This is a genomic window from Proteus sp. G4380 (assembly GCF_963885725.1).
Classification (GTDB): domain Bacteria; phylum Pseudomonadota; class Gammaproteobacteria; order Enterobacterales; family Enterobacteriaceae; genus Proteus; species Proteus mirabilis.
The window spans coordinates 14954-35227 of record NZ_CAWPAV010000180.1; the positions used below are offsets into that span (position 1 = coordinate 14954).

Below are 20274 nucleotides of genomic sequence, written 5' to 3' on the forward strand. Positions count from 1 at the left end.
AAAGCAGTAGAGAATTGTGTTATTGATATGAAGAGGAGTGAAGTAAGTTAATAGGTATAACGTGTTGGTTTTCTGTCATTTTGAGCGCACTGCAGATAATGAGTTATTAGGGCGCATCACCGATCTTTGAAAACAGCCGTAAGGTTTCTCGTCTCAATGCTCTGAAATCACTCAGATTACGTTTTAGTGATGCGCCATACCGTCAATGTCGGCAATTGCCAATTTAGCCTACTTAAAAAGGGCGGTAACTTGCTCAGGTGGACGACCTAAACGCGCTTTATTGCCAACGACCACAATAGGACGTTCAATTAATTTAGGGTGATTATGCATGGCCTGAATTAATGCTTCTTGTGAGCTCTCATCAGCAAGCTTTAGGGTTTTATAAATTTCTTCTTTGGTGCGCATTAATTTTCTTGCATCGTCAAAATCTAGCGCTTTGAGTAATGCTTTTAACTCATCAACAGAAGGCGGCGTATCTAAATAATGAATAACGTCAGGGGTGATATGCATCTCTTCTAATAAATGTAAGGTTTCACGGCTTTTAGAACAGCGCGGATTATGATAAATCGTTACTTTGTTGGTCATATTATCCCTTATTTAAATTGACTGTCTTTATGTTGAAGTTTACGCAATTGATCAATACGTGCATCAAAACGAGCTTGCTCATTACTGCCTAATTTTACTTGACGACTCGCATCACCAAGATAACGAATGGCAGTTTCAAAATCTCCTCGTAATGCCAAATCTTCAGCGTAAGCTGCAAGCTCTTGGGCTCGATTACCTTGTTTTGCCGCATTTTCCGCCACCAACTGCCAACCAATAGGATCGTCAGGGTTGTCAAAGGTATAGCGATATAATAATCGATTAGCTTCGTTATATTGCTTATTTTGCATATAAGCATTAGCTAAATTAACCGTCAGTACTTTGTTATTAGGTGATTGCTTAAGCGCTTGTTGTAAACGTGTTATCGCTTCTGCAGCACGGTTTTGCTCTACGTCAATATCGGTAATGGCATCAATAAGCCAGATATTATTTGGCTCTTTTGCCAGCATAGGGGCGAGTATTTTTCTCGCGTCATTAAATTTACGATCACGAGAATAGAGTAAGGCTTGTGCATAATTGGCGGCTGATTTTTCTAATTCCGTTCCTTGCCTAAACTGATCCAGCGTGGTTTGCAAGGCGTTACTTGATGCGGGGTTTTTCTCAAGCATAGTTAATACCCGCATTTTAGCATAGAGAAAATTAGCCGATTGTGGCACTTTGCGCGGAGCATATTGCGCTGCTCGGCTACGTGCATCAGATAAACGGCTGTCAGGTAAGGGGTGCGTTAATAGCATTTCAGGCGGCTTAGAACTATAGCGCACTTGGTCTGCTAAGATCTGCATAAAATTAGGCATACCTTGTGGATCAAACCCTGCACGATAAAGAGTTTGTATTCCTATCCGATCAGCTTCTTGTTCGTTCATTTGCGTGAAGGTGATCATGTTTTGTTGCATCCCAGCCATACTTCCCGTAAAGGTGGCTAAACCGGCATTGGGGTTAGCCATAAATATTAAAATAGAGCCTAATATTCCAGCCATAGCCAGTGGCGTGGTTTTAGACTGATCTTCTAACATTCTTGCAAGATGACGCTGGGTAACGTGAGAAATTTCGTGGGCGATAACAGAAGCTAATTCACTTTCATTACGGCTGTATCTAAATAGTGCTGAGTGCAATACGATATTGCCACCAAAATAAGCAAAGGCATTAATATTGGGGTTATTCACTAAATAGAAGTGAAAGGGGGTTTTTACCGAACTGGCATTAGAGACTAATCTTTGACCTAAATTATTGATGTAATTAGAAAGTAGAGGGTCAAAAACTAATGGTGCACTATTTCTTAATTGGCGAGTATAGTAATCACCCATAGCGATTTCTTGATTGATACTCAATGTTGAGCCTGCTGTCGTTCCCATATCGGGCAGGGTATCTTCAATATCAATCGCAGCGTGAGCAGGCAACACTGATGTTGATAGCAAAGTAGAAACAAGAAGCGCGACCAGTGGTTTTTTAAGTCTGAGTTTCATACAACAACATCCTGATAGCTATCTTAACGAAAAATTTATAATTAATGATGTATCATAGCAAAAGCTAACGTAAAATCCGTCAAAAGATTATTGATTATGTAAATCAATACATATAGATATATTTGACTTGTTATTATAAAGGACCTCTATTTTCATGCTGGACTTGCTTGTTCAATGGTATAAACGTCGATTTGCTGATCCCCAAGTTATCGCGCTGGTGGTGATCTTAATTGCCGGTTTTTCAATTATCTACTTTTTCAGTGGCATACTTGCACCATTATTAGTCGCCATTGTATTAGCTTATTTGCTGGAATGGCCAACACACTTACTTGAGAAGTTAGGATGTGCACGAATTTGGGCCGTATCAATCGTTCTGACACTATTTATAGGTATTAGTGCCATTGTTATTTTGATTTTAGCGCCAACGGTATGGCAACAAGCCATGACGCTAATTTCAGATATCCCTAATATGATCAATAAATTCAATGCATTTGCTCGAGAATTACCTGAGCGATTCCCCGCATTAATGGATGTTGGCATCGTGGATATGATGGCGGAAAACTTGCGCAGTAAATTTTCAACGGTGGCAGAGTCAGTGTTAAAAGTCTCTTTAGCCTCTTTAATCGGCGTTATCACGCTCTCTATTTATCTGATCCTTGTGCCATTAATGACGTTCTTTTTATTAAAAGATAAGCAACAAATGCTCAATGCTGTCCGTCGAGTATTACCCAAAAATAGAATTCTTGCAGCACAAGTGTGGATTGAGGTTAATCAGCAAATCACCAACTATATTCGTGGTAAGGTTACCGAAATGGTGATTGTTGGTGTATTTACCTATTTTGTCTTTGCTTTTTTTGATTTGCGTTATTCAGTCTTATTAGCGGTTTTAGTTGGCGTTTCGGTTTTAGTGCCTTATGTGGGGGCGGTACTCGCAACTATTCCAGTCATTGTAATTGCACTTTCTCAATGGGGATTAGGCTCTGATTTTTGGGCGCTATTTATCGCTTACTTAGTGGTTCAAGGTTTAGATAGCAACTTATTAGTACCGATATTATTCTCTGAAGCTGTCAATATGCACCCCTTAGTCATTATCTTATCCGTGATTATATTTGGTGGTATGTGGGGCTTTTGGGGGGTGTTTTTCGCCATTCCTTTAGCGACGTTAATCAAAGCAGTATTACATGCGCTGCCTGATGAAATTGCCAATGAGCCACCTTTAGAAACATTAGAAAAGAAAAAGTAATAAAGTAATCATAGACGCGATTTATCATCAACTTATTGATAATAAAAAAACAGACAGCGATAGTTAATGGCTGTCTGTTTTATTTATCAGCATTAAGCTGTGATCATAAACTATGGGTGTGCAGCTAAATAATCGATAACCACTTGGTGGTGATTGCTGGTTTTAAAATTATCAAACACATGTTCAATCACACCGTTTTTGTCAATTAGGAACGTCGTACGATGAATGCCATCGTAAGTTTTCCCCATAAATTGTTTTTCACCCCAAATGCCAAATTGCTCTGCAACTTTATGATCTTCATCAGAAAGTAAGGTGAAGTTTAACATCTCTTTTTCGGCAAAACGGGAAAGTTTTTCTGACTTATCAGTACTAATTCCCAATACCTCGACGTTGGCTTTTTTTAGTGTATCCATCTCATCACGTAAGCCACAAGCTTGCGTTGTACAGCCTGGTGTCATCGCTTTTGGATAAAAATAAACGAGCACACGTTGGCCAGCAAAATCAGACAGATTAATAATTTCTCCATCTTGATCAGGCAGACTGAATTGAGGTGCCTTATCACCGGCTTTTAATGGGTTCATTACCTAATTCTCCATTCTTTTATTGTTTCATCATCAGACTATTTACGATACTTATTGTGCCTTGAGCGTTTAACTCTGTACATAATTGATTGAATTTCTCATGAATAACGAGACCATGATCATCTAACGGATTATGGGCCGTGATCTGAATTTCTAAACGAGCAGGAGTACCATCCTCAGAAGGATGAGTTTTAGAAACTAATTCTGCAAGATTAAAGTGATGTTGACTAAATAAATTGGTAAAACGTTCAACAATGCCGGGGGCATCTTCTATATCTACTTTTGCAGTAATGGTTGATGGGTAAGAGACTGGCGCACCCATTTTAGTTCTTTTCATCACAGTCAATAAATCAAGTTCTGCACTTTTTATCGGCAGTAATGCTTCAAGTTGGGCAATCGCATTCCAACCACCAGAAAGTAGCATGATAAACGTAAATTCTTGACCGAACATCGCAAGCCGGCTGTCTTCGATATTACACCCGCATTGGCTAACTAATTGCGTAATGGTATCAACGATACCAGGACGGTCAGTCCCTAATGCAGTGAGTACGAGAAAATGTTTATCAGGTATAGGCAAAATAGGCTTCCTTTTGACTTTCAGTTTATTCCTAACAGGTAAACACAAAATTTGATTTCTGCCAAGATCAGAAGCGCACTATCTTTCATTATTATCTCTCTTTAATTCAAATCAAAGAATATTAGCAAATTTCATTAGAAACCTAGAGTTAAGTAGTTTTCAATAGAGCAATGAATGAGTACCATTGTGTATAAGTCTATCTCGGAGCAATGAATTATGGTAAGTAACAATTTTGATTTTACAGGCAGTATGGTGGCATTAGTCACCCCTATGGATGCGAAAGGCAATGTTGACCGAGTTAGTTTACGCAAGTTGGTCGATTATCATGTTAAAGCGGGTACAGATGCTATTGTCTCTGTGGGAACAACGGGAGAATCGGCAACATTAAGCCATGATGAGCATGTTGATGTCGTATTAATGACTCTGGATATGGCTGATGGTCGTATTCCTGTGATTGCAGGCACGGGGGCTAATGCAACTTCTGAAGCTATTTGGTTTACACAACAGTTTGAAAATAAAGGTATTGCAGGGTGCTTAACGGTTACTCCATACTATAATAAACCTTCCCAAGAAGGGCTTTATCAACATTTTAAAGCGATTTCTGAAAGCACGGCTTTACCCCAAATCTTGTATAATGTGCCCGGCCGTACAGGATGTGATTTATTGCCAGTAACAGTTGCACGTTTAGCTCAGTTGGATAATATTGTGGCAATTAAAGAGGCGACAGGGAACTTAAGTCGTGTTAGTCAAATCCAACAGTTAGTTAATGATGATAGTTTTATCTTATTAAGTGGAGATGACGCATCCTCATTAGACTTTATGCAACTTGGCGGTCATGGTGTTATTTCGGTTACTGCTAACGTTGCTGCGTTAGAAATGGTAGAATTATGTCGATTGGCAAAAGCGGGTGAGTTTGCAAAAGCACGTGAACTTAATCGACGCCTGATGGACTTACATCATCAGTTATTTGTTGAACCTAACCCAATCCCAGCTAAATGGGCGTGTCAACGTATTGGATTGATTGAAGACGCCACATTGCGCTTACCGATGACTCCATTAACATCAGCGGGTCAGGATATCGTAGAGAAAGCGCTGTTAACAGCGGGAATACTGTAAAACTTAGGGAATTTTAATGGCAACACTATTGCATAAATCAAAGATTATGAAAGTCGCGGGTCTGTCGCTGGTGGTTTTATTGGCAGCCTGTTCCAGTGATCAGCGCTATAAACGTCAAGTCAGTGGTGACGAGTCGTATTTAGAGTCAGCAGCGCTAAAAAATTTAGTTGTCCCAGCGGGTATGGTGTTGCCTTTGCAAAATGGGGAATATGATATTCCTACGCCTAAAAAGAGTGAGCCTGTGGGTTTAGCATTAGATATTCGCCCACCAACACAGGCTTTAAACTTATTAAGTGGCTCACGTAGTGAGAATAATGCGGATAATAGCCGACTGTTATTACCCAACACGCCCGAAAATACCACTTTATACGAGCAAGTTTCTGCTGTTTTAGCGGATAAAGGTGTGGCACTGGCTAAAAGTGATGCAGGACAAAAACAGATTGTTACCGATTGGATCACTTGGACTCGTGCTGATGAAAATGTTCCTTTCCAAAGTCGCCATAATTTAGCGATAAGCCAGTCAGGTAATGTTGTGATATTAACGATTACGAATACTGGGTTACGCCAAGGTGAAAACGAGATTTCCGATCCAATGGAAGTGAAGCGTTATAACACCTTACTATTAAATGAAGTGGTTGACGGTTTAAACCGCATGCGTAACTTAAGTGAAAATAGCGCAACGAGTAATTTGCAAGGTATTATCGACGTACAAACGGGAAGTGATAATGCTGGGCTGCCTGTCATTATTGTTCGAGCACCATTTGATGTTGTGTGGGATAGATTACCTATCGCGCTAGAAAGCGTGGGTATGAAAATGGGCGATCGTACTCGTTCGAAAGGTTCAATTGAAGTGACTTATAAAGGCTTAAGTAGTGCAAGTTGGAGCACGTTAGGGGTTGATAAACCAACAATTAATGAAGGGGATTACAAACTACAAGTTGGTGACTTAAATAACCGCAGTAGTTTGCAATTTATCAGTGATAAAGGTAAACCTCTTACACAGTCTGAAAATGATCAGATGGTTGCTGCAATGAAAGCGGCCTTTAGTAAGCCAATAAAATAAAAGCTCTTTTTATCTATTAAATATCAGGCCGTACAGGAAATGTGCGGCCTTTTTATCACTCAATTCACTTATTTCTCTTATTGATTAGAGCCGCTAAAAAATAGTCGACAGTGATATTTTTTAGTGATCCCCACCACGTTTTAAAAGCTTTTTTATCCAATCTAGAGTAGAGTATGGAAAGCAAGTTTCTTGTTAAACCTATCACATCTTTGGAGTGTGTCAGATGCAAAAAAAAGCTGAGTTGTATCGTGGTAAAGCGAAAACAGTTTATACCACTGAGTCTTCTGATTATCTTATTCTTGAATTCAGAAACGATACATCAGCGTTAGATGGCCAACGTATTGAACAGTTTGATCGTAAAGGAATGGTGAACAATAAGTTCAATTATTTCATTATGAACAAATTGGAAGAAGCGGGTATCCCAACGCAGATGGAACGTTTGCTCTCTGATAATGAAGTGCTAGTAAAAAAACTCGATATGGTGCCTGTTGAATGTGTTATTCGTAACCGAGCGGCTGGATCACTGGTTAAACGTTTAGGTATTGAAGAAGGTACTGTCTTAAACCCACCTATTTTTGATCTTTTCTTAAAAGACGATGCCCGTCATGATCCGATGGTTAATGAATCTTACTGTGAAACTTTTGGTTGGGTATCAAAAGAAAACCTCGCAGAAATGAAACGTCTTAGTTATAAAGCAAACGATGTTCTCAGTGAACTGTTTGATAAAGCCGGTCTGATCCTCGTTGACTTTAAATTAGAGTTTGGCCTCTTTAACGGTAAAGTTGTGCTGGGGGATGAATTCTCACCAGATGGTAGCCGTTTATGGGATAAAAACACCTTAGATAAAATGGATAAAGATCGCTTCCGTCAAAGTTTAGGTGGATTAATTGAAGCCTATGAAGAAGTTGCACGTCGAATTGGTGTTTCTTTAGACTAACTGCGCAATCGATTACGTCAGCAATATTATCCATAAAAGAAAAAGGTCAGCTTAAAAACTGACCTTTTTAATATGCTATAAAGAAAAATTAACTAAGATGAATTGAAAGTGACTAATGGGTGCTATTATTTTGCTCTTAAAAAATAGGCAATAGCGATGAGATAATTTTTGTTATTATCTAAGATAAGTTGTCATTAAAATGACCTAGCAATTAAAATTAAGTAAATTACATAATGGGGAAGGGTTATGCGTTGGAATGATCGCCGAAGAAGCAATAATGTTGAAGATAGAAGAGGGCAGCCTTCTTCTGCATCCGGTGGTGGTAATCTCCCATTAGGATTAATTGCACTATTATTGCGTACAAAATATGGCTTTGTGATCATTATTATTTTGGTGATCGCAAGCTTTATGGGGTTTGATTTTAATTCGCTTACAGGGCAAACATCACAACCAACACAAAATAGCCAACAACAATCCGCCCTTTATAATGAAGCGGCAGATTTTAGCAGTGTTGTATTAGCCAGTACGGAAGATTTTTGGCAAGGGATGTTTGCCAAAGCCGGCGAACAATATCGTGATCCTAAATTAGTGCTATATACCAACAGTACCACAACGCAATGCGGTACCGGCACTAAAATGATGGGGCCTTTTTATTGTCCTGCAGACCAAAAAATTTATCTCGATCTCTCTTTTTATAATGAAATGAAAAACAGCCTTGGTGGGGGTGGAGAGTTTGCTCAAGGTTATGTGATTTCTCATGAAGTGGGACATCATGTTCAGCATCTACTTGGTATCACCACACAAATGCGTGAAAAACAGCAAATGGCACGTTCAAAAGTGGAAGCAAATCGCTTATCAGTAAGACTAGAACTGCAAGCTGATTGTTTTGCGGGTATGTGGGGACGCTTTATTGCCGGTGAAGGCCGTGTTGATGAAGCGGACTTACTGACGGCCATTAAAACCGCACAAGCTATCGGTGATGATAGGCTGCAACGCCAACAACAGGGTTACGCTGTACCGGATAGCTTTACTCACGGCACTGCAGAACAACGTAAGACATGGTTTATGCGCGGCTACAATAGTGGCGATATTAAATCTTGTGATACATTTGCTTCTTCGTCATTGAACTAATAACATCTCACGCTTAAATGATATTAGAATGATTCAGAGAAAGAGAAGGATTATAAAAATAGATGAGTAATGTTGATCCCTCATTGCTAATTTTGCTGGTACTCGCAGGCCTGGGCATTATTAGTCATAATATGACTGTCACTTTAGCAATGATCTTTTTATTGGTTATTAAAATCACACCGTTAAACCAATATTTTCCATTAGTCGAAAAATACGGTATGACCATTGGGATCTTGATCCTCACCGTAGGTGTTATGACACCGATTGCCACAGGCCGCATTTCCGCACAAGAAGTTTTCAATTCTTTTTTAAATTGGAAATCATTACTAGCGATTGCAATTGGTATCATCGTCTCTTGGTTAGGGGCACGAGGGGTGTCACTTATGAATAACCAACCGTCAACGGTAGCGGGTTTACTCGTAGGAACCGTTATTGGTGTCGCCCTATTTAGGGGGGTTCCAGTAGGTCCACTGATTGCTGCGGGGATCCTTTCGTTATTGATAGGTAAGTCATAGTAGTGCCATCTTTAGATTTATTGCGCTATCAACAAGCCTTCGCTCGACTAGGCCAGCGGCGATTACTCCTTTTAGCGGGGAGCTATACATGGCAAAGGGAACAACTTCGAGCTATCCAACAGCAGTGTAAAGGCGATTGGCTAATACTCTCTTCAGAGATGTCTGAGGCGATAAAACCAGAACATGCTCATCAACTATTAGGCCGTGAATATCTTCACGCTGTATTTGACGCTAACCATGCTTTTAATGCTGATGCACTAGCGATGCTAACGGGAACGTTGAAAGCAGGAAGTTGGCTTATCTTATGTTTACCCGATATTGTTCAGTGGCAACATTATATTGATAACGATAGTCAGCGCTGGAATGATGCGCAAGGGGTTATATCTACTCCCCATTTTATGGCTTGGTTAGCAAAAATTACACTAGCAGATAAACAGGCCATTATTTGGCAAGCATCGCAGCCCCTTGTTCTACCTGAAATAAAAAATACAGGCCAACAGTGGGCGTTGCCTCAAGGGATGCCAACCATACAACAGCGACAGTTATTAGCGCATCTTTTACAGGCAAAATCCGGCGTATGGAGTATCACGGCACCACGAGGCAGAGGAAAATCAGCGTTAGCAGGAATGTTGATAGAGCAATGGCCTGGCTCAGTGACGGTTTGTGCCCCTGCGAGAAACAGTATTGAAGTGCTATTATCTCATACACATAAAACCATCGAGTTCTACTCACCGGATAATTTGTTAGCCCTTTGTGATACAGAGCATTTGTGTCGAGATTGGTTAATTATTGATGAAGCGGCGACTATACCCATTGCTCAACTGATAACACTTTGTCAGCACTTTCCTCGAGTGTTAATGACCACCACGGTACAAGGCTATGAAGGAACAGGGCGCGGTTTTATTTTAAAACTGGGTGATAGCATTCCAACGTTACAAAATTATCAACTTACCGTACCTATTCGCTGGGCGCAGGACGATCCACTCGAAAATTGGCTTAATCAACTGTTGTTACTTGATGAGCCTTCTTTTCATCATGCTAACCAATCTGGCGAGGTGGTGATCACCTCATGCCAGCATTTCGATAGTGAACAACGAGCCAATTTTTATCAACTTTTAACCAGTGCTCATTATCGAACCACGCCTTTAGATCTTCGACGTTTATTCGATGGACAAAAGCAGCACTATTGGTCTGCATTTATTCATCGGCATCTTGTTGGGGCGGTGTGGTGTATTGAAGAAGGGGGACTAGCGAAAGCCTTAGCACAAGATGTTTGGCGAGGTATACGTCGACCAAGAGGTAATCTTGTTGCCCAATCGTTAGTCACTTACGGCTTATCCATTGAGGCAATGTGTTTAACTTCATTACGCATCAGCCGAATTGCGGTATTGCCAGCATATCGACGTCAAAAAGTCGCTGCAAAATTAGTTGCGGATATTGCTAAGCAGTGCCAGAAACAGAATATTGATTACCTTTCTGTCAGTTTTGGCTATACCGACGCATTAGCCAATTTTTGGCAACAATGTGGTTTTTATCTGGTGAGATTAGGCGTTCATAAAGAAGCCAGTAGTGGCTGTTATACTACTATGGCTATTTACCCAATCAGTGCTCAGGGGCAGCAATTATTACAAGTTGCACAACAAGCACTCGCATTACAAAGTGATTATATCACTCAGCAAACAGGTATCTCTCTTGCTACTGCATTGCCTAGCGCCAGTGAAGCAGATCACTGGCTGATGATGGCAGGTTTTGCTTTCGCCCATCGCTCTATATTAACGGTATATCAAAGTGTTGGTTATTTTCTGCAAGGTGATAGATCACGCTACCCGTTATTAGTGGCATTTTTTATTGATAAGCAATCTGTAGAGGCCTGTGTAAAACAATTTTCGTTATCGGGTAAGAAAGCCCTTGTCACGACACTACGTCGGCAATGCCAACAACTGATGGCAGAAAAAGATGAGCAATTAGCACAGGCTTACCAACATTGGTTAACGACTACTTCTTCTGGTCATTTTTGTTGGGCCAATCGTCCTCATCATCCCATTTATCATTAAAATCGCGATGGGGAGGCAGTTTCCGTTTATTTTTTAGAAACTGTTTTGGATCTATTTTATTCATATCTTTTATGGCATTAATAATTATTCCAACTAAAAGAATTAAAATAACCCACCAATAGTCAGTGATCCAGTGCATAAACCCGCCTTATGTTTTAAAATTGTTATTGAGAATGAGGAGCTTTTTTATTTACTCTTTACCTTAGAGCGACCAAGCATAATTTGGAAAGCATAACATGAAACGGATATTATTGATTATAGCAGGGTGGTTATCTGTTGGATTAGCCACATTAGGTGTTGTTTTACCCGTGTTACCCACTACACCATTTTTGTTATTAGCGGCATGGTGTTTTTCTCGCTCATCAACACGCTTTCATCACTGGTTGCTATATCGCTCTTGGTTTGGTGGATATTTGCGATATTGGCAAACTTATCGCGCCATGCCTAAGGGGGCTAAGCCGAAAGCTATTTTAGTCATTTTAGTGACTTTTGCTATCTCGCTATGGTTGGTCTCAATGTGGTGGGTGAGAATTTTATTGCTGATAATTTTAGCCTGTCTGTTGATATTTATGTGGAGACTTCCTGTAATAGATAAACAAGATGTCTCCTAAGATAAATAAAATCTAATTATTCTGGTAGCACAATATAGCGTTGATAAACCGTTTCTAAGTTATCTAATAGCCATTGTTTACCTAAAATCGGCTCTTCTTCTAAAACAGCGCGAAGGATATCGATAGTATAAGCCTGTGAAGCTTCATAAGAGAGAGGCAAATAACTGATATGCCAAGGCTCATAGGCAATATAACTCTCTTTATCGGTAAAAGGGCGATAAAAATCGTAAGCTGACATATTTTCAGTCAGCCAGTCATTAAGTTGTGCAAAATAGCCCCCTTGTTCATACTCCCAAGGTTCTAATTGCAATGATTGCCCATTAGGTAAACGGAAAGGATCGTAAAAATCAATTTCGGTTCCCCAATGATGGCGACTTGCTCCGGGTAATGCAGACCATTTTAAAATCGCCTCACAGCGTTGGCCTTCTGATAATGTCTGAATATCAATAGGTTGACTTTCAGCATCTAATACAGGGCGAGTGCCTTCAAATTTGCCATTCCATATCGCTAACTGACGTTCAAAACTTCTAAATGAACTGGCAGGCATTAATTTAAATCCCGCTTTGGCCGCTTGTTGTTGTAACGCTAAAAAGGCTTTTGTCGCATTAAACTGTAAATGATGTCGCTCTGATAAAGTCACTAAATGATCTGTAGAACGACCCGTTAACATTAAAGGGGTTATCATAAAATAATCTGCTCCATGATCCGCTGATAGATGCGACTAAGTTGTTGTAAATCAGCAGCACTGACACACTCATTTACTTTATGAATGGTGGCATTAATAGGCCCTAATTCAACAACTTGTGCACCCATTTGGGCGATAAATCGTCCATCGGAGGTGCCTCCGCTAGTTGAAAGCGTTGGCTCTATATTGGTGTAGTGTTTTACTGAATAACGTACCGCATCCAGTAATTTTCCTTCACCAGTGATAAAAGGTTGCCCAGATAAAGACCAAGAAATGTGATAACGCAACTGATATTTTTGTAGTAATGCTTCAGTACGTTGACGAATTTCTTCATCTGTAATAGCGGTGCTAAAACGAAAGTTAAACTGTATAAATAACTCACCTGGGATCACATTATTACTGCCAGTTCCACTATTAATATTGGCAATTTGCATGGTAGTGGCGGGAAAATACTCATTGCCATTATCCCATACTGTATTCACTAACTCGTGAATAAAAGGTGAAGCCATATGAATAGGGTTTTGTGCAAGGTGAGGGTAAGCAACGTGGCCCTGCGTACCATAAATAGTGACATTTGCTGTTATTGAACCCCGTCGGCCATTTTTTATCATATCGCCGAGTTGATGCTGACTTGATGGTTCACCCACTAAGCAATAATCAAGTCGCTCTCCTCGAGATATTAATGACTCGACCACTTTAACGGTACCATCATGAGCATCGGCTTCTTCATCGGAGGTAATTAAAAAAGCAAGACGTCCACGATGTTGCGGATAAGCATGCACAAATCGTTCAGCCGCGACAACCATGGCTGCAAGAGAGCCTTTCATATCGGCGGCACCTCGGCCATATAACATTCCATCACGAATAGACGGCTCAAAAGGTGGATTATCCCATAATGCATTAGCGCCAGGAGGCACAACATCGGTATGTCCTGCAAATGCGAGGGTTTCTCCCTCACCACCACGACATGCCCAAAGATTTTCGGTCTGACCAAAAGGCATTTTTTCAATGGTAAAGCCCAAAGGTGCTAATCTTTCGATAATCAGTTGCTGACAACCTTGGTCATCTGGGCTTACGGAAGGTCGAGAAATAAGTTGTTGTGCGAGTTCAATAACAGGGCAGGACATAAAAATTAGGCTCCTGTAAAAGTCAGGTAATCATTAGCATTAAAACCTACCATAAAACGATTATCAGAAGAGACTAAAATTGGACGTTTAATAATGGCAGGTTTATCAAGCATAAGTGCAATGGCTGCATTCACATCAGTGATAGCATTTTTTTCTTCATCAGATAATTGACGCCAAGTTGTTCCTCTTTTGTTCACCAATGTCTGCCAATCTAAATTTTCTGTAAAGGTGAGTAATAATGCTTCCTTCAAACCGTCTTTACGGTAATCATGAAAAACATAAGGAATATGATTATCATCTAGCCATTTACGTGCTTTTTTGATTGTATCGCAATTTTTTATGCCGTACATCGTGTATGTCAGGTTAGTAGTAGACATGATATTTTCCTTATATGACAATACGTAATATTGGTATCAATACGTATAAGTGTTATACAGATCCAAAGTAGCAGGTTTTGTTGTAGTGAAAAATCCTATTTACATTATAAAATATATTGGATATTAACCTGTCACCTAAGTGTAACGAATTGTGTAACGTAGAGTAATAGAAATAAAGATTTCCGTTGGTAAAAGAAAATATGAAAAGTATTTCACTGAGTCTTATATTGCTTTTACTCTCTACTTTTAGCTGGGCTAATGAAGATGAAGACAGCAAAAAGGTTGATGAGTATAAAACAGCCCTACAGGCATTTTTTAACAGTGATTATTTATTGTGTTTAGGCGAAGGGAAATGGCCCGTTTACAGTAATGAAAATGATGCTCCATGGGTTTTAGAGCGAATGAATGCATTAATGGATGCTGGTTTAATTGAACAAACTGTCGATGGTGACGAGTGGGTGTTCTCTCTAAGCGAGAAAGGACGAAAAGCTTGGCAACCATATCAAGATTTTTGTTATGGACACCTTTTTATTAGCCAAATAAAAGAGATACAACCTATCGATTCAGATAAAAGTACTATCTATTTTTATTATGGAGTCAAAGATATTCCTGCTTGGGCTAGAAATAGTGATGTACAGTCAGCATTTAGTGAACTGGATATAGTGATTAACGGTATCAATCGAGAGCTTTATCAGTTAAAAATTGAAAAGTTACCCGATAATCACTTCAAAGTATTAAGTTATCCTGTCCCTATTGAGTGATTTTCTAAAGTGAGAAAATGGCTTCCTTAAGAACTTAATTACCCCGACTTAATGTCGGGGTAAATTCGTTTAGTGCTGATGCTTAATTAAGATAAGGCTCGCCGCTAAACGTGATGTCACTTGTAGTTTCTTTAAGATATTACGAATATGTACTTTGACGGTTTCTTCTGAGATAAACAGATTTTCGGCAATCTGTTTATTTTTCATTCCCACCGCCACTTCTTGAAGGACATCAAGTTCTCTTTTTGTTAACGCAGATAGCGGATCAGAATAGTTTTGTCTTAATTGGATATATTGCCAAACTTTTTCACTGTAAACGGGGCGCCCAACCACCGCTTTACGTAAACTGAGTAGCAACATATCAAGTTCACACTCTTTCAATAAATAACCGTTAGCACCAGCATCTAATGCAGCATACACATCATTGCGAGAATCTGAAATTGATAAAACCAATACATAAGATGTTAAACCACAGCGACGCAGAGAACGAATAATATCAATACCAGAGCGTCCTTGAAGGTGTAAATCCATCATAATAAGATCAGGATTTAACTGTTTTGCTGTGGTGATTGCTTCTTGAGCATTGCCACTTTCGCTTACTACAATAAATTCCTTGTCTTGCTCTAACAATAGCCGTAATCCATATCTCATGATAGGGTGATCATCCACTATCATAATTGAGTAGCTAGGCATAACCCCTCTCCCTAAAAAATAATATGCGTAATCTTTTCAACAGCAGAAAATAAAAAATAAATTCCAAATAAGGAATAAAAATTAGAATCAGATATCTTATTAAAACAATAAGAAAATAAAATTGACGGTTGGCAATATTACACCAATTATTGTTACGGGTAAAAAAGAAAATAACCAAAACGACTAATAAAAGTTCTAACGATAGATAAATCCTTTTATTACAATGTATTAAGTTGATTTTTAACTATATTAAAATGCAACTACAAGTAAAAATAGTTATTGATTTATAAAACAATATAAAAAGTTTAATTATTTTAAGAGTTAATTTAGTTATAGATAAATAATAAACAAAGATTGTATTTTTTCTGTTCGTGTTTATTTCCATAATGAAATTAAACTGGGTTAATAATATACCCAGAAATAGGTATGAGCAGTTTATAATAAATGAGATGAACTAATTTGAAAAAAGTGTCGATACCATCATGATTTAACGAGCTATTACCATTATACTAACCAAGCCCTTACCCTATTGATACAAAGGATATGAAGATGGAAGACAAACTACAACAAAGTGCATTGGATTTTCATGAATTCCCTAATCCTGGCAAAATCACAGTGACACCAACTAAACCACTAATAACACAACGTGACTTAGCATTAGCTTATTCACCGGGTGTTGCGGCTCCTTGCCTTGAAATTGCGGCTAATCCTTTAGCTGCGTATCGCTTTACAGCGAAAGGTAACTTGGTTGCCGTTATCTCTAATGGTACGGCTGTTTTAGGACTCGGTAATATTGGCGCCTTGGCAGGTAAACCTGTGATGGAAGGTAAAGGCGTATTATTTAAAAAATTCTCCGGCATTGATGTATTTGATATTGAAGTGAATGAAACCGATCCTGATAAATTGGTGGATATTATCGCTTCATTGGAACCGACTTTTGGTGGGATCAATTTAGAAGATATTAAAGCACCGGAATGCTTCTATATTGAACAAAAACTGCGTGAGAGAATGAATATCCCTGTCTTTCATGATGATCAGCATGGTACGGCAATTATTTCTACGGCCGCTATTATCAACGGGTTACGTATTGTTCGTAAAAATATTGATAAAGTTCGCTTAGTGGTTTCAGGTGCCGGTGCGGCTTCTATCGCGTGTATGAACCTTCTTGTCGCTTTAGGGTTAAAGCGTGAAAATATTATTGTTTGTGACTCAAAAGGGGTTATTTATCAAGGCCGTGAAGCCAATATGGCAGAAACTAAAGCGGCTTATGCGATTAAAGATAACGGCAGTCGCACACTTGATGATGTGATCAACGATGCCGATATTTTCTTAGGGTGCTCAGGGCCAGGCGTACTGACCCAAGAGATGGTGAAAAAAATGGCACGCGACCCGCTGATCCTTGCGCTAGCAAATCCGGAGCCAGAAATTTTACCACCGTTAGTCAAAGCGGTACGATCAGATGCGATTATTTGTACCGGACGCTCTGATTTTCCTAATCAGGTTAATAATGTTCTCTGTTTCCCGTTCATTTTCCGTGGTGCGCTGGATGTGGGGGCAACCGCTATCAATGAAGAGATGAAACTTGCCTGTGTACATGCAATTGCTGAATTGGCACTGGCAGAACAAAATGAAGAGGTTGCTAGCGCATATGGCGATCAAGAACTGTCATTTGGCCCAGAATACATTATTCCAAAACCTTTTGATCCACGTTTAATTGTTAAAATTGCGCCTGCCGTTGCAAAAGCTGCAATGGATTCAGGTGTGGCAACCCGTCCAATTGAAGATTTCGCCGCTTATATCGAACACCTCAATGAATTCGTTTATAAAACGAATTTATTTATGAAACCTATCTTTGCTCAAGCGAAAAAAGAGAAAAAACGCATTGTATTGGCGGAAGGGGAAGATAACCGCGTTCTGCATGCGACTCAAGAATTAGTCACTTTAGGACTTGCTGAGCCGATCCTAATTGGTCGTCCTAGTGTGATTGAAATGCGTATTCAGAAATTAGGCTTACATATTCAAGCGGGTAGAGATTTTGAAGTTGTAAACAATGAAAACGATCCGCGTTTTAAAGAATATTGGCAAGAATATTATCAAATAATGAAACGTCGTGGTGTTTCGCAAGAACAAGCTCGTCGAGCCGTTATTGGTAATCCAACACTGATTGGCGCAATTATGGTACGTAGAGGGGAAGCAGACGGCTTGATCTGTGGAACCGTGGGAAGTTATTCGGAACATTTTGAAATATATAAAAATGTTTTTGGTTTACGTGAAGGATCTAATACTGCAGGGGCGATGAATGCATTATTACTGCCGAGTGGTAACACCTTTATTACTGATACCTATGTAAATGAAGATCCTACCGCTGAGCAACTTGCTGATATCACTATAATGGCGGCAGATACTATTCGTCGCTTTGGTATTGAGCCAAAAGCAGCATTAGTATCCCGCTCAAGTTTTGGCTCTTTTGACAGCCCATCATCCATAAAATTAAGAAAAGCGTTAGAGCTTATTAAACAACGCGCCCCAGAATTAGAAATTGATGGTGAAATGCATGCTGATGCTGCTTTAGTTGAGTCAATTCGTCGCGATATTATGCCAGACAGCCCACTAAAAGGTTCAGCTAATCTGTTAGTGATGCCAACAATGGAAGCGGCGCGCATTAGCTATAACTTATTACGTGTCACTAGCTCCGATGGGGTAACGGTAGGTCCAGTGTTAATGGGAGTTGCTAAGCCTGCCCATATTTTAACGCCAATTGCATCTGTTCGTCGCATTGTTAATATGGTGGCATTAGCTGTGGTTGAAGCACAAACACAATCTCAACGCTAATCGCTAAACTGATTAAAATAACCACTTTAAGCAAAGCGCCTTTTTTAATAAAAGGCGTTTTTATTTTACGGTATCAATCCGTCAACATTAAATACAAATAATTATAACAATGATATTGATAATTATTCTTATTAATATTAATCTAAGCCTATATTAAAAATAAGTAAATATAACTATAAGGTTAATATGTTTTTTTCAATATCTAAATGGTTCTTGTTATTAGTTTCACTTATTACTGTCTGCGCATGTAGTACAGTAGAAAAAAACACCGTACCTAGTACAACTCCCGCTATTATTACATCAGCCAATATTATTGATACGCGTACAGGAAAGACAATCACAGCTAATGCGCTATTAACTCAATTAGCCAGCCAATCGCGGGTGATTGTTGGCGAAAAACATGACAATCAATATCACCATGAGATTGAGTATTGGTTAATGACACAACTTCCCAATAAACGTCCTCAAGGTGCGGTTTTATTAGAGATGTTGACGCCAGATCAGCAAAACTTAGTTGATAATACGAAAAAACGTTACTCTAGCTCACAATATTTACGTGATGAACGTTTAATGTCTGTACTTAATTGGAATAAAGGCTGGTCTTGGAAAGGGTATGGCAATCTGATTAAAGAAGGGCTACAAGCAGATTATCCATTGTTAGCTGCTAATATCGATCGCAGTGATATTACAAATGCATATAAAAATCCACCTAATATTGAAGGTGAATATTCAACGCAACCTGCTGTTCGTCAGCTTATTAGTAAAACTATTGAGCTTTCTCATGGTGGTGCACTTGATAAAACACAAATTGAAAAAATGACCGTGATCCAACAACTGCGTGATCGTGCAATGGCAAAAAGTTTATTAAATGCCCCGATACCCGCACTGTTGATTGCCGGCTCATTTCATGCCACTAAATTAATGGGTGTACCTTTACATATTAAAGATTTAGCCCCTAATGAAACAGTCACGGTACTTATCATGGCAGAAGAAGATAGCGATATTACCTCTGAACATGCCGATTATTTGTGGATAACCCCTGCAGCCCATCCTTGATTATTGATGATACGCATATGTTGATCTCTTCTTCCGTTAACCAAATGGCGCAATTACAGCCTTGTCGATATTCAGGCTTTATTTTATCAATAGTATTTCATTTTACTTTAGTTATTAGTTATTTCTATATCACGCAACAACGCCCGGTGATAATCCATCAACCTGCACCGGCTGTTATGCTTAGCTTAAGTGAAAACGTCCAAGCGGTGAATAAAGAAAAACAGATTGTCGGTGTTGATCAGCAAATGGCTGTCGCCAGCCAAAAAAAACAGCAGCAAGAGATTGCGGAGAAACAACCCAATCTTATTATTAATGAAAATGCAGATATTTTGCTTGAAAAGCCGAAAAAAGTGCTACAAAACCAGACTTCAGTTAAGGTTGCCCCTTCAATTGCACCAACCAAACCTTCACCTATTGTCAGTGAAAATGTATCTAGCCTATCCGCGTCCTCAACAAGCCATTCTGTTGCGAAACAACAGGCTAACGATGTTTCTGCAAATTATGATAGTGATGCAAATAAAGAAGCAGATGCCTTGGCATTATGGCAAGCTAAGGCCAAAGGTCATTTAAATCGTTATAAAGCTTATCCTGAAGAAGCGAAAAGAAAAGGGCGTACGGGAGCACCTAAAGTGCGTTTTATTGTTGATGGACAAGGTTATGTCATAGCTTGCGAATTGATTAATAGCAGTGGTGTCCGCTCACTAGATAAAGAGGCACAAAGTGTTATTAAGCGTGCTCAGCCATTACCAAAGCCCCCAGAAGAACTGCTTTTTAATGGTCAAATAACAATTGAAATGGCAATTGAATTTTCCACATTGACTTTATAATCCTAACATAACAAGGAATTAA

At 39.3% G+C, this 20274-nt stretch carries 21 protein-coding genes; 12 read left to right on the forward strand and 9 right to left on the reverse strand.

Translation table 11 applies throughout. The features are described 5' to 3' along the window. Positions 1-228: 228 nt before the first annotated feature. Complete coding sequence (arsC, locus tag AACU98_RS15875) at positions 229-585, reverse strand: arsenate reductase (glutaredoxin) (protein WP_004243423.1); 357 nt, start codon at positions 583-585, stop codon at positions 229-231. 8 nt (positions 586-593) lie between these two features. Beyond that, entirely contained in the window at positions 594-2066 is a 1473-nt protein-coding gene (locus tag AACU98_RS15880) for a beta-barrel assembly-enhancing protease (protein WP_004248284.1), read from the reverse strand. A gap of 154 nt (positions 2067-2220) precedes the next feature. Between AACU98_RS15880 and AACU98_RS15885 the strand changes: the two genes are divergently transcribed. Further along, positions 2221-3309, forward strand: coding sequence for an AI-2E family transporter (locus AACU98_RS15885; RefSeq protein WP_004243419.1), 1089 nt, complete (start codon positions 2221-2223; stop codon positions 3307-3309). 110 nt (positions 3310-3419) lie between these two features. Here the strand turns inward: AACU98_RS15885 and bcp are convergent, their stop codons facing one another. Together bcp and AACU98_RS15895 are read right to left on the reverse strand one after the other, a co-directional pair. Beyond that, positions 3420-3890 (reverse strand): thioredoxin-dependent thiol peroxidase, encoded by a 471-nt coding sequence (gene bcp / locus AACU98_RS15890; RefSeq protein ID WP_004243417.1) that lies wholly within the window; start codon positions 3888-3890, stop codon positions 3420-3422. Positions 3891-3909: 19 nt separating this feature from the next. Further along, positions 3910-4467, reverse strand: a complete 558-nt coding sequence (locus tag AACU98_RS15895; protein ID WP_004248283.1) for a glycine cleavage system transcriptional repressor — start codon at positions 4465-4467, stop codon at positions 3910-3912. Positions 4468-4683: 216 nt separating this feature from the next. Between AACU98_RS15895 and dapA the strand changes: the two genes are divergently transcribed. From dapA to AACU98_RS15925, 6 genes are all read left to right on the forward strand, one after another. Next, positions 4684-5583 (forward strand): 4-hydroxy-tetrahydrodipicolinate synthase, encoded by a 900-nt coding sequence (dapA, locus tag AACU98_RS15900; RefSeq protein ID WP_004243415.1) that lies wholly within the window; start codon positions 4684-4686, stop codon positions 5581-5583. A gap of 16 nt (positions 5584-5599) precedes the next feature. After that, positions 5600-6646: an outer membrane protein assembly factor BamC gene (bamC, locus tag AACU98_RS15905; protein ID WP_004243414.1), complete on the forward strand. Its 1047-nt coding sequence runs from the start codon at positions 5600-5602 to the stop codon at positions 6644-6646. Between the two features lie 223 nt (positions 6647-6869). After that, positions 6870-7583, forward strand: coding sequence for a phosphoribosylaminoimidazolesuccinocarboxamide synthase (gene purC, locus AACU98_RS15910; protein WP_004243413.1), 714 nt, complete (start codon positions 6870-6872; stop codon positions 7581-7583). A gap of 246 nt (positions 7584-7829) precedes the next feature. Further along, entirely contained in the window at positions 7830-8714 is an 885-nt protein-coding gene (ypfJ, locus tag AACU98_RS15915; RefSeq protein WP_004243412.1) for a KPN_02809 family neutral zinc metallopeptidase, read from the forward strand. A gap of 62 nt (positions 8715-8776) precedes the next feature. Next, positions 8777-9229, forward strand: a complete 453-nt coding sequence (locus AACU98_RS15920) for a DUF441 domain-containing protein (protein ID WP_004243411.1) — start codon at positions 8777-8779, stop codon at positions 9227-9229. Between the two features lie 2 nt (positions 9230-9231). Then, the gene (locus tag AACU98_RS15925) at positions 9232-11283 is read left to right on the forward strand and encodes a GNAT family N-acetyltransferase (RefSeq protein WP_161735091.1); all 2052 of its coding nucleotides are present in this window, start codon (positions 9232-9234) and stop codon (positions 11281-11283) included. On the opposite strand, the gene AACU98_RS15930 is transcribed toward AACU98_RS15925, so the two are convergent. Continuing rightward, entirely contained in the window at positions 11225-11422 is a 198-nt protein-coding gene (locus tag AACU98_RS15930) for a YpfN family protein (RefSeq protein WP_004243408.1), read from the reverse strand. The two genes, AACU98_RS15925 and AACU98_RS15930, sit on opposite strands and share 59 nt — an antisense overlap. A 97-nt stretch (positions 11423-11519) precedes the next feature. On the opposite strand from AACU98_RS15930, the gene AACU98_RS15935 reads away from it, so the two are divergent. Further along, a complete protein-coding gene (locus AACU98_RS15935) occupies positions 11520-11894 on the forward strand; it encodes a DUF454 family protein (protein ID WP_004250834.1) in 375 nt (124 codons plus the stop codon). 16 nt (positions 11895-11910) lie between these two features. Here the strand turns inward: AACU98_RS15935 and AACU98_RS15940 are convergent, their stop codons facing one another. From AACU98_RS15940 to AACU98_RS15950, 3 genes are read right to left on the reverse strand one after another with little or no spacing between them, the layout of a single operon-like run. Next, positions 11911-12579 carry a M15 family metallopeptidase gene (locus AACU98_RS15940; RefSeq protein ID WP_004250835.1) on the reverse strand — a complete coding sequence of 223 codons (669 nt, stop codon included), beginning with the start codon at positions 12577-12579 and terminating at the stop codon, positions 11911-11913. Beyond that, complete coding sequence (gene dapE / locus AACU98_RS15945) at positions 12576-13706, reverse strand: succinyl-diaminopimelate desuccinylase (protein ID WP_004243404.1); 1131 nt, start codon at positions 13704-13706, stop codon at positions 12576-12578. The genes AACU98_RS15940 and dapE overlap by 4 nt, the downstream gene beginning before the upstream one ends. A 5-nt stretch (positions 13707-13711) precedes the next feature. Further along, a complete protein-coding gene (locus tag AACU98_RS15950) occupies positions 13712-14083 on the reverse strand; it encodes an ArsC family reductase (protein ID WP_004248275.1) in 372 nt (123 codons plus the stop codon). 200 nt (positions 14084-14283) lie between these two features. On the opposite strand from AACU98_RS15950, the gene AACU98_RS15955 reads away from it, so the two are divergent. Continuing rightward, positions 14284-14844, forward strand: a complete 561-nt coding sequence (locus tag AACU98_RS15955; protein WP_004248274.1) for a hypothetical protein — start codon at positions 14284-14286, stop codon at positions 14842-14844. Between the two features lie 69 nt (positions 14845-14913). Here AACU98_RS15955 and AACU98_RS15960 read toward each other — a convergent pair whose 3' ends face one another. Continuing rightward, the gene (locus tag AACU98_RS15960; RefSeq protein WP_004248273.1) at positions 14914-15537 is read right to left on the reverse strand and encodes a response regulator; all 624 of its coding nucleotides are present in this window, start codon (positions 15535-15537) and stop codon (positions 14914-14916) included. Between the two features lie 549 nt (positions 15538-16086). Here AACU98_RS15960 and maeB point away from each other — a divergent pair. The 3 genes from maeB to AACU98_RS15975 all read left to right on the forward strand — a co-directional run bounded on the left by maeB (position 16087) and on the right by AACU98_RS15975 (position 20252). Further along, positions 16087-18369 carry an NADP-dependent oxaloacetate-decarboxylating malate dehydrogenase gene (gene maeB, locus AACU98_RS15965; protein ID WP_036907866.1) on the forward strand — a complete coding sequence of 761 codons (2283 nt, stop codon included), beginning with the start codon at positions 16087-16089 and terminating at the stop codon, positions 18367-18369. Between the two features lie 186 nt (positions 18370-18555). Beyond that, on the forward strand, positions 18556-19425 hold the full coding sequence (locus tag AACU98_RS15970) for a ChaN family lipoprotein (RefSeq protein ID WP_161735095.1): 870 nt from the start codon (positions 18556-18558) through the stop codon (positions 19423-19425). Between the two features lie 17 nt (positions 19426-19442). Next, positions 19443-20252, forward strand: coding sequence for an energy transducer TonB family protein (locus AACU98_RS15975; protein ID WP_161735187.1), 810 nt, complete (start codon positions 19443-19445; stop codon positions 20250-20252). Positions 20253-20274: the final 22 nt, after the last annotated feature.

Bases quoted from the DNA above. Each gene is read 5' to 3' on its own strand.
- AACU98_RS15920 (WP_004243411.1), top strand. From the start codon at position 8,777: ATGAGTAATGTTGATCCCTCATTGCTAATTTTGCTGGTACTCGCAGGC.
- AACU98_RS15885 (WP_004243419.1), top strand. From the start codon at position 2,221: ATGCTGGACTTGCTTGTTCAATGGTATAAACGTCGATTTGCTGATCCC.
- arsC (WP_004243423.1), bottom strand. From the start codon at position 585: ATGACCAACAAAGTAACGATTTATCATAATCCGCGCTGTTCTAAAAGC.
- maeB (WP_036907866.1), top strand. From the start codon at position 16,087: ATGGAAGACAAACTACAACAAAGTGCATTGGATTTTCATGAATTCCCT.
- AACU98_RS15935 (WP_004250834.1), top strand. From the start codon at position 11,520: ATGAAACGGATATTATTGATTATAGCAGGGTGGTTATCTGTTGGATTA.
- AACU98_RS15940 (WP_004250835.1), bottom strand. From the start codon at position 12,579: ATGATAACCCCTTTAATGTTAACGGGTCGTTCTACAGATCATTTAGTG.
- AACU98_RS15970 (WP_161735095.1), top strand. From the start codon at position 18,556: ATGTTTTTTTCAATATCTAAATGGTTCTTGTTATTAGTTTCACTTATT.
- bcp (WP_004243417.1), bottom strand. From the start codon at position 3,890: ATGAACCCATTAAAAGCCGGTGATAAGGCACCTCAATTCAGTCTGCCT.
- AACU98_RS15880 (WP_004248284.1), bottom strand. From the start codon at position 2,066: ATGAAACTCAGACTTAAAAAACCACTGGTCGCGCTTCTTGTTTCTACT.
- dapE (WP_004243404.1), bottom strand. From the start codon at position 13,706: ATGTCCTGCCCTGTTATTGAACTCGCACAACAACTTATTTCTCGACCT.
- purC (WP_004243413.1), top strand. From the start codon at position 6,870: ATGCAAAAAAAAGCTGAGTTGTATCGTGGTAAAGCGAAAACAGTTTAT.
- AACU98_RS15950 (WP_004248275.1), bottom strand. From the start codon at position 14,083: ATGTCTACTACTAACCTGACATACACGATGTACGGCATAAAAAATTGC.
- AACU98_RS15930 (WP_004243408.1), bottom strand. From the start codon at position 11,422: ATGCACTGGATCACTGACTATTGGTGGGTTATTTTAATTCTTTTAGTT.
- AACU98_RS15955 (WP_004248274.1), top strand. From the start codon at position 14,284: ATGAAAAGTATTTCACTGAGTCTTATATTGCTTTTACTCTCTACTTTT.
- bamC (WP_004243414.1), top strand. From the start codon at position 5,600: ATGGCAACACTATTGCATAAATCAAAGATTATGAAAGTCGCGGGTCTG.
- AACU98_RS15960 (WP_004248273.1), bottom strand. From the start codon at position 15,537: ATGCCTAGCTACTCAATTATGATAGTGGATGATCACCCTATCATGAGA.
- dapA (WP_004243415.1), top strand. From the start codon at position 4,684: ATGGTAAGTAACAATTTTGATTTTACAGGCAGTATGGTGGCATTAGTC.
- ypfJ (WP_004243412.1), top strand. From the start codon at position 7,830: ATGCGTTGGAATGATCGCCGAAGAAGCAATAATGTTGAAGATAGAAGA.
- AACU98_RS15975 (WP_161735187.1), top strand. From the start codon at position 19,443: ATGTTGATCTCTTCTTCCGTTAACCAAATGGCGCAATTACAGCCTTGT.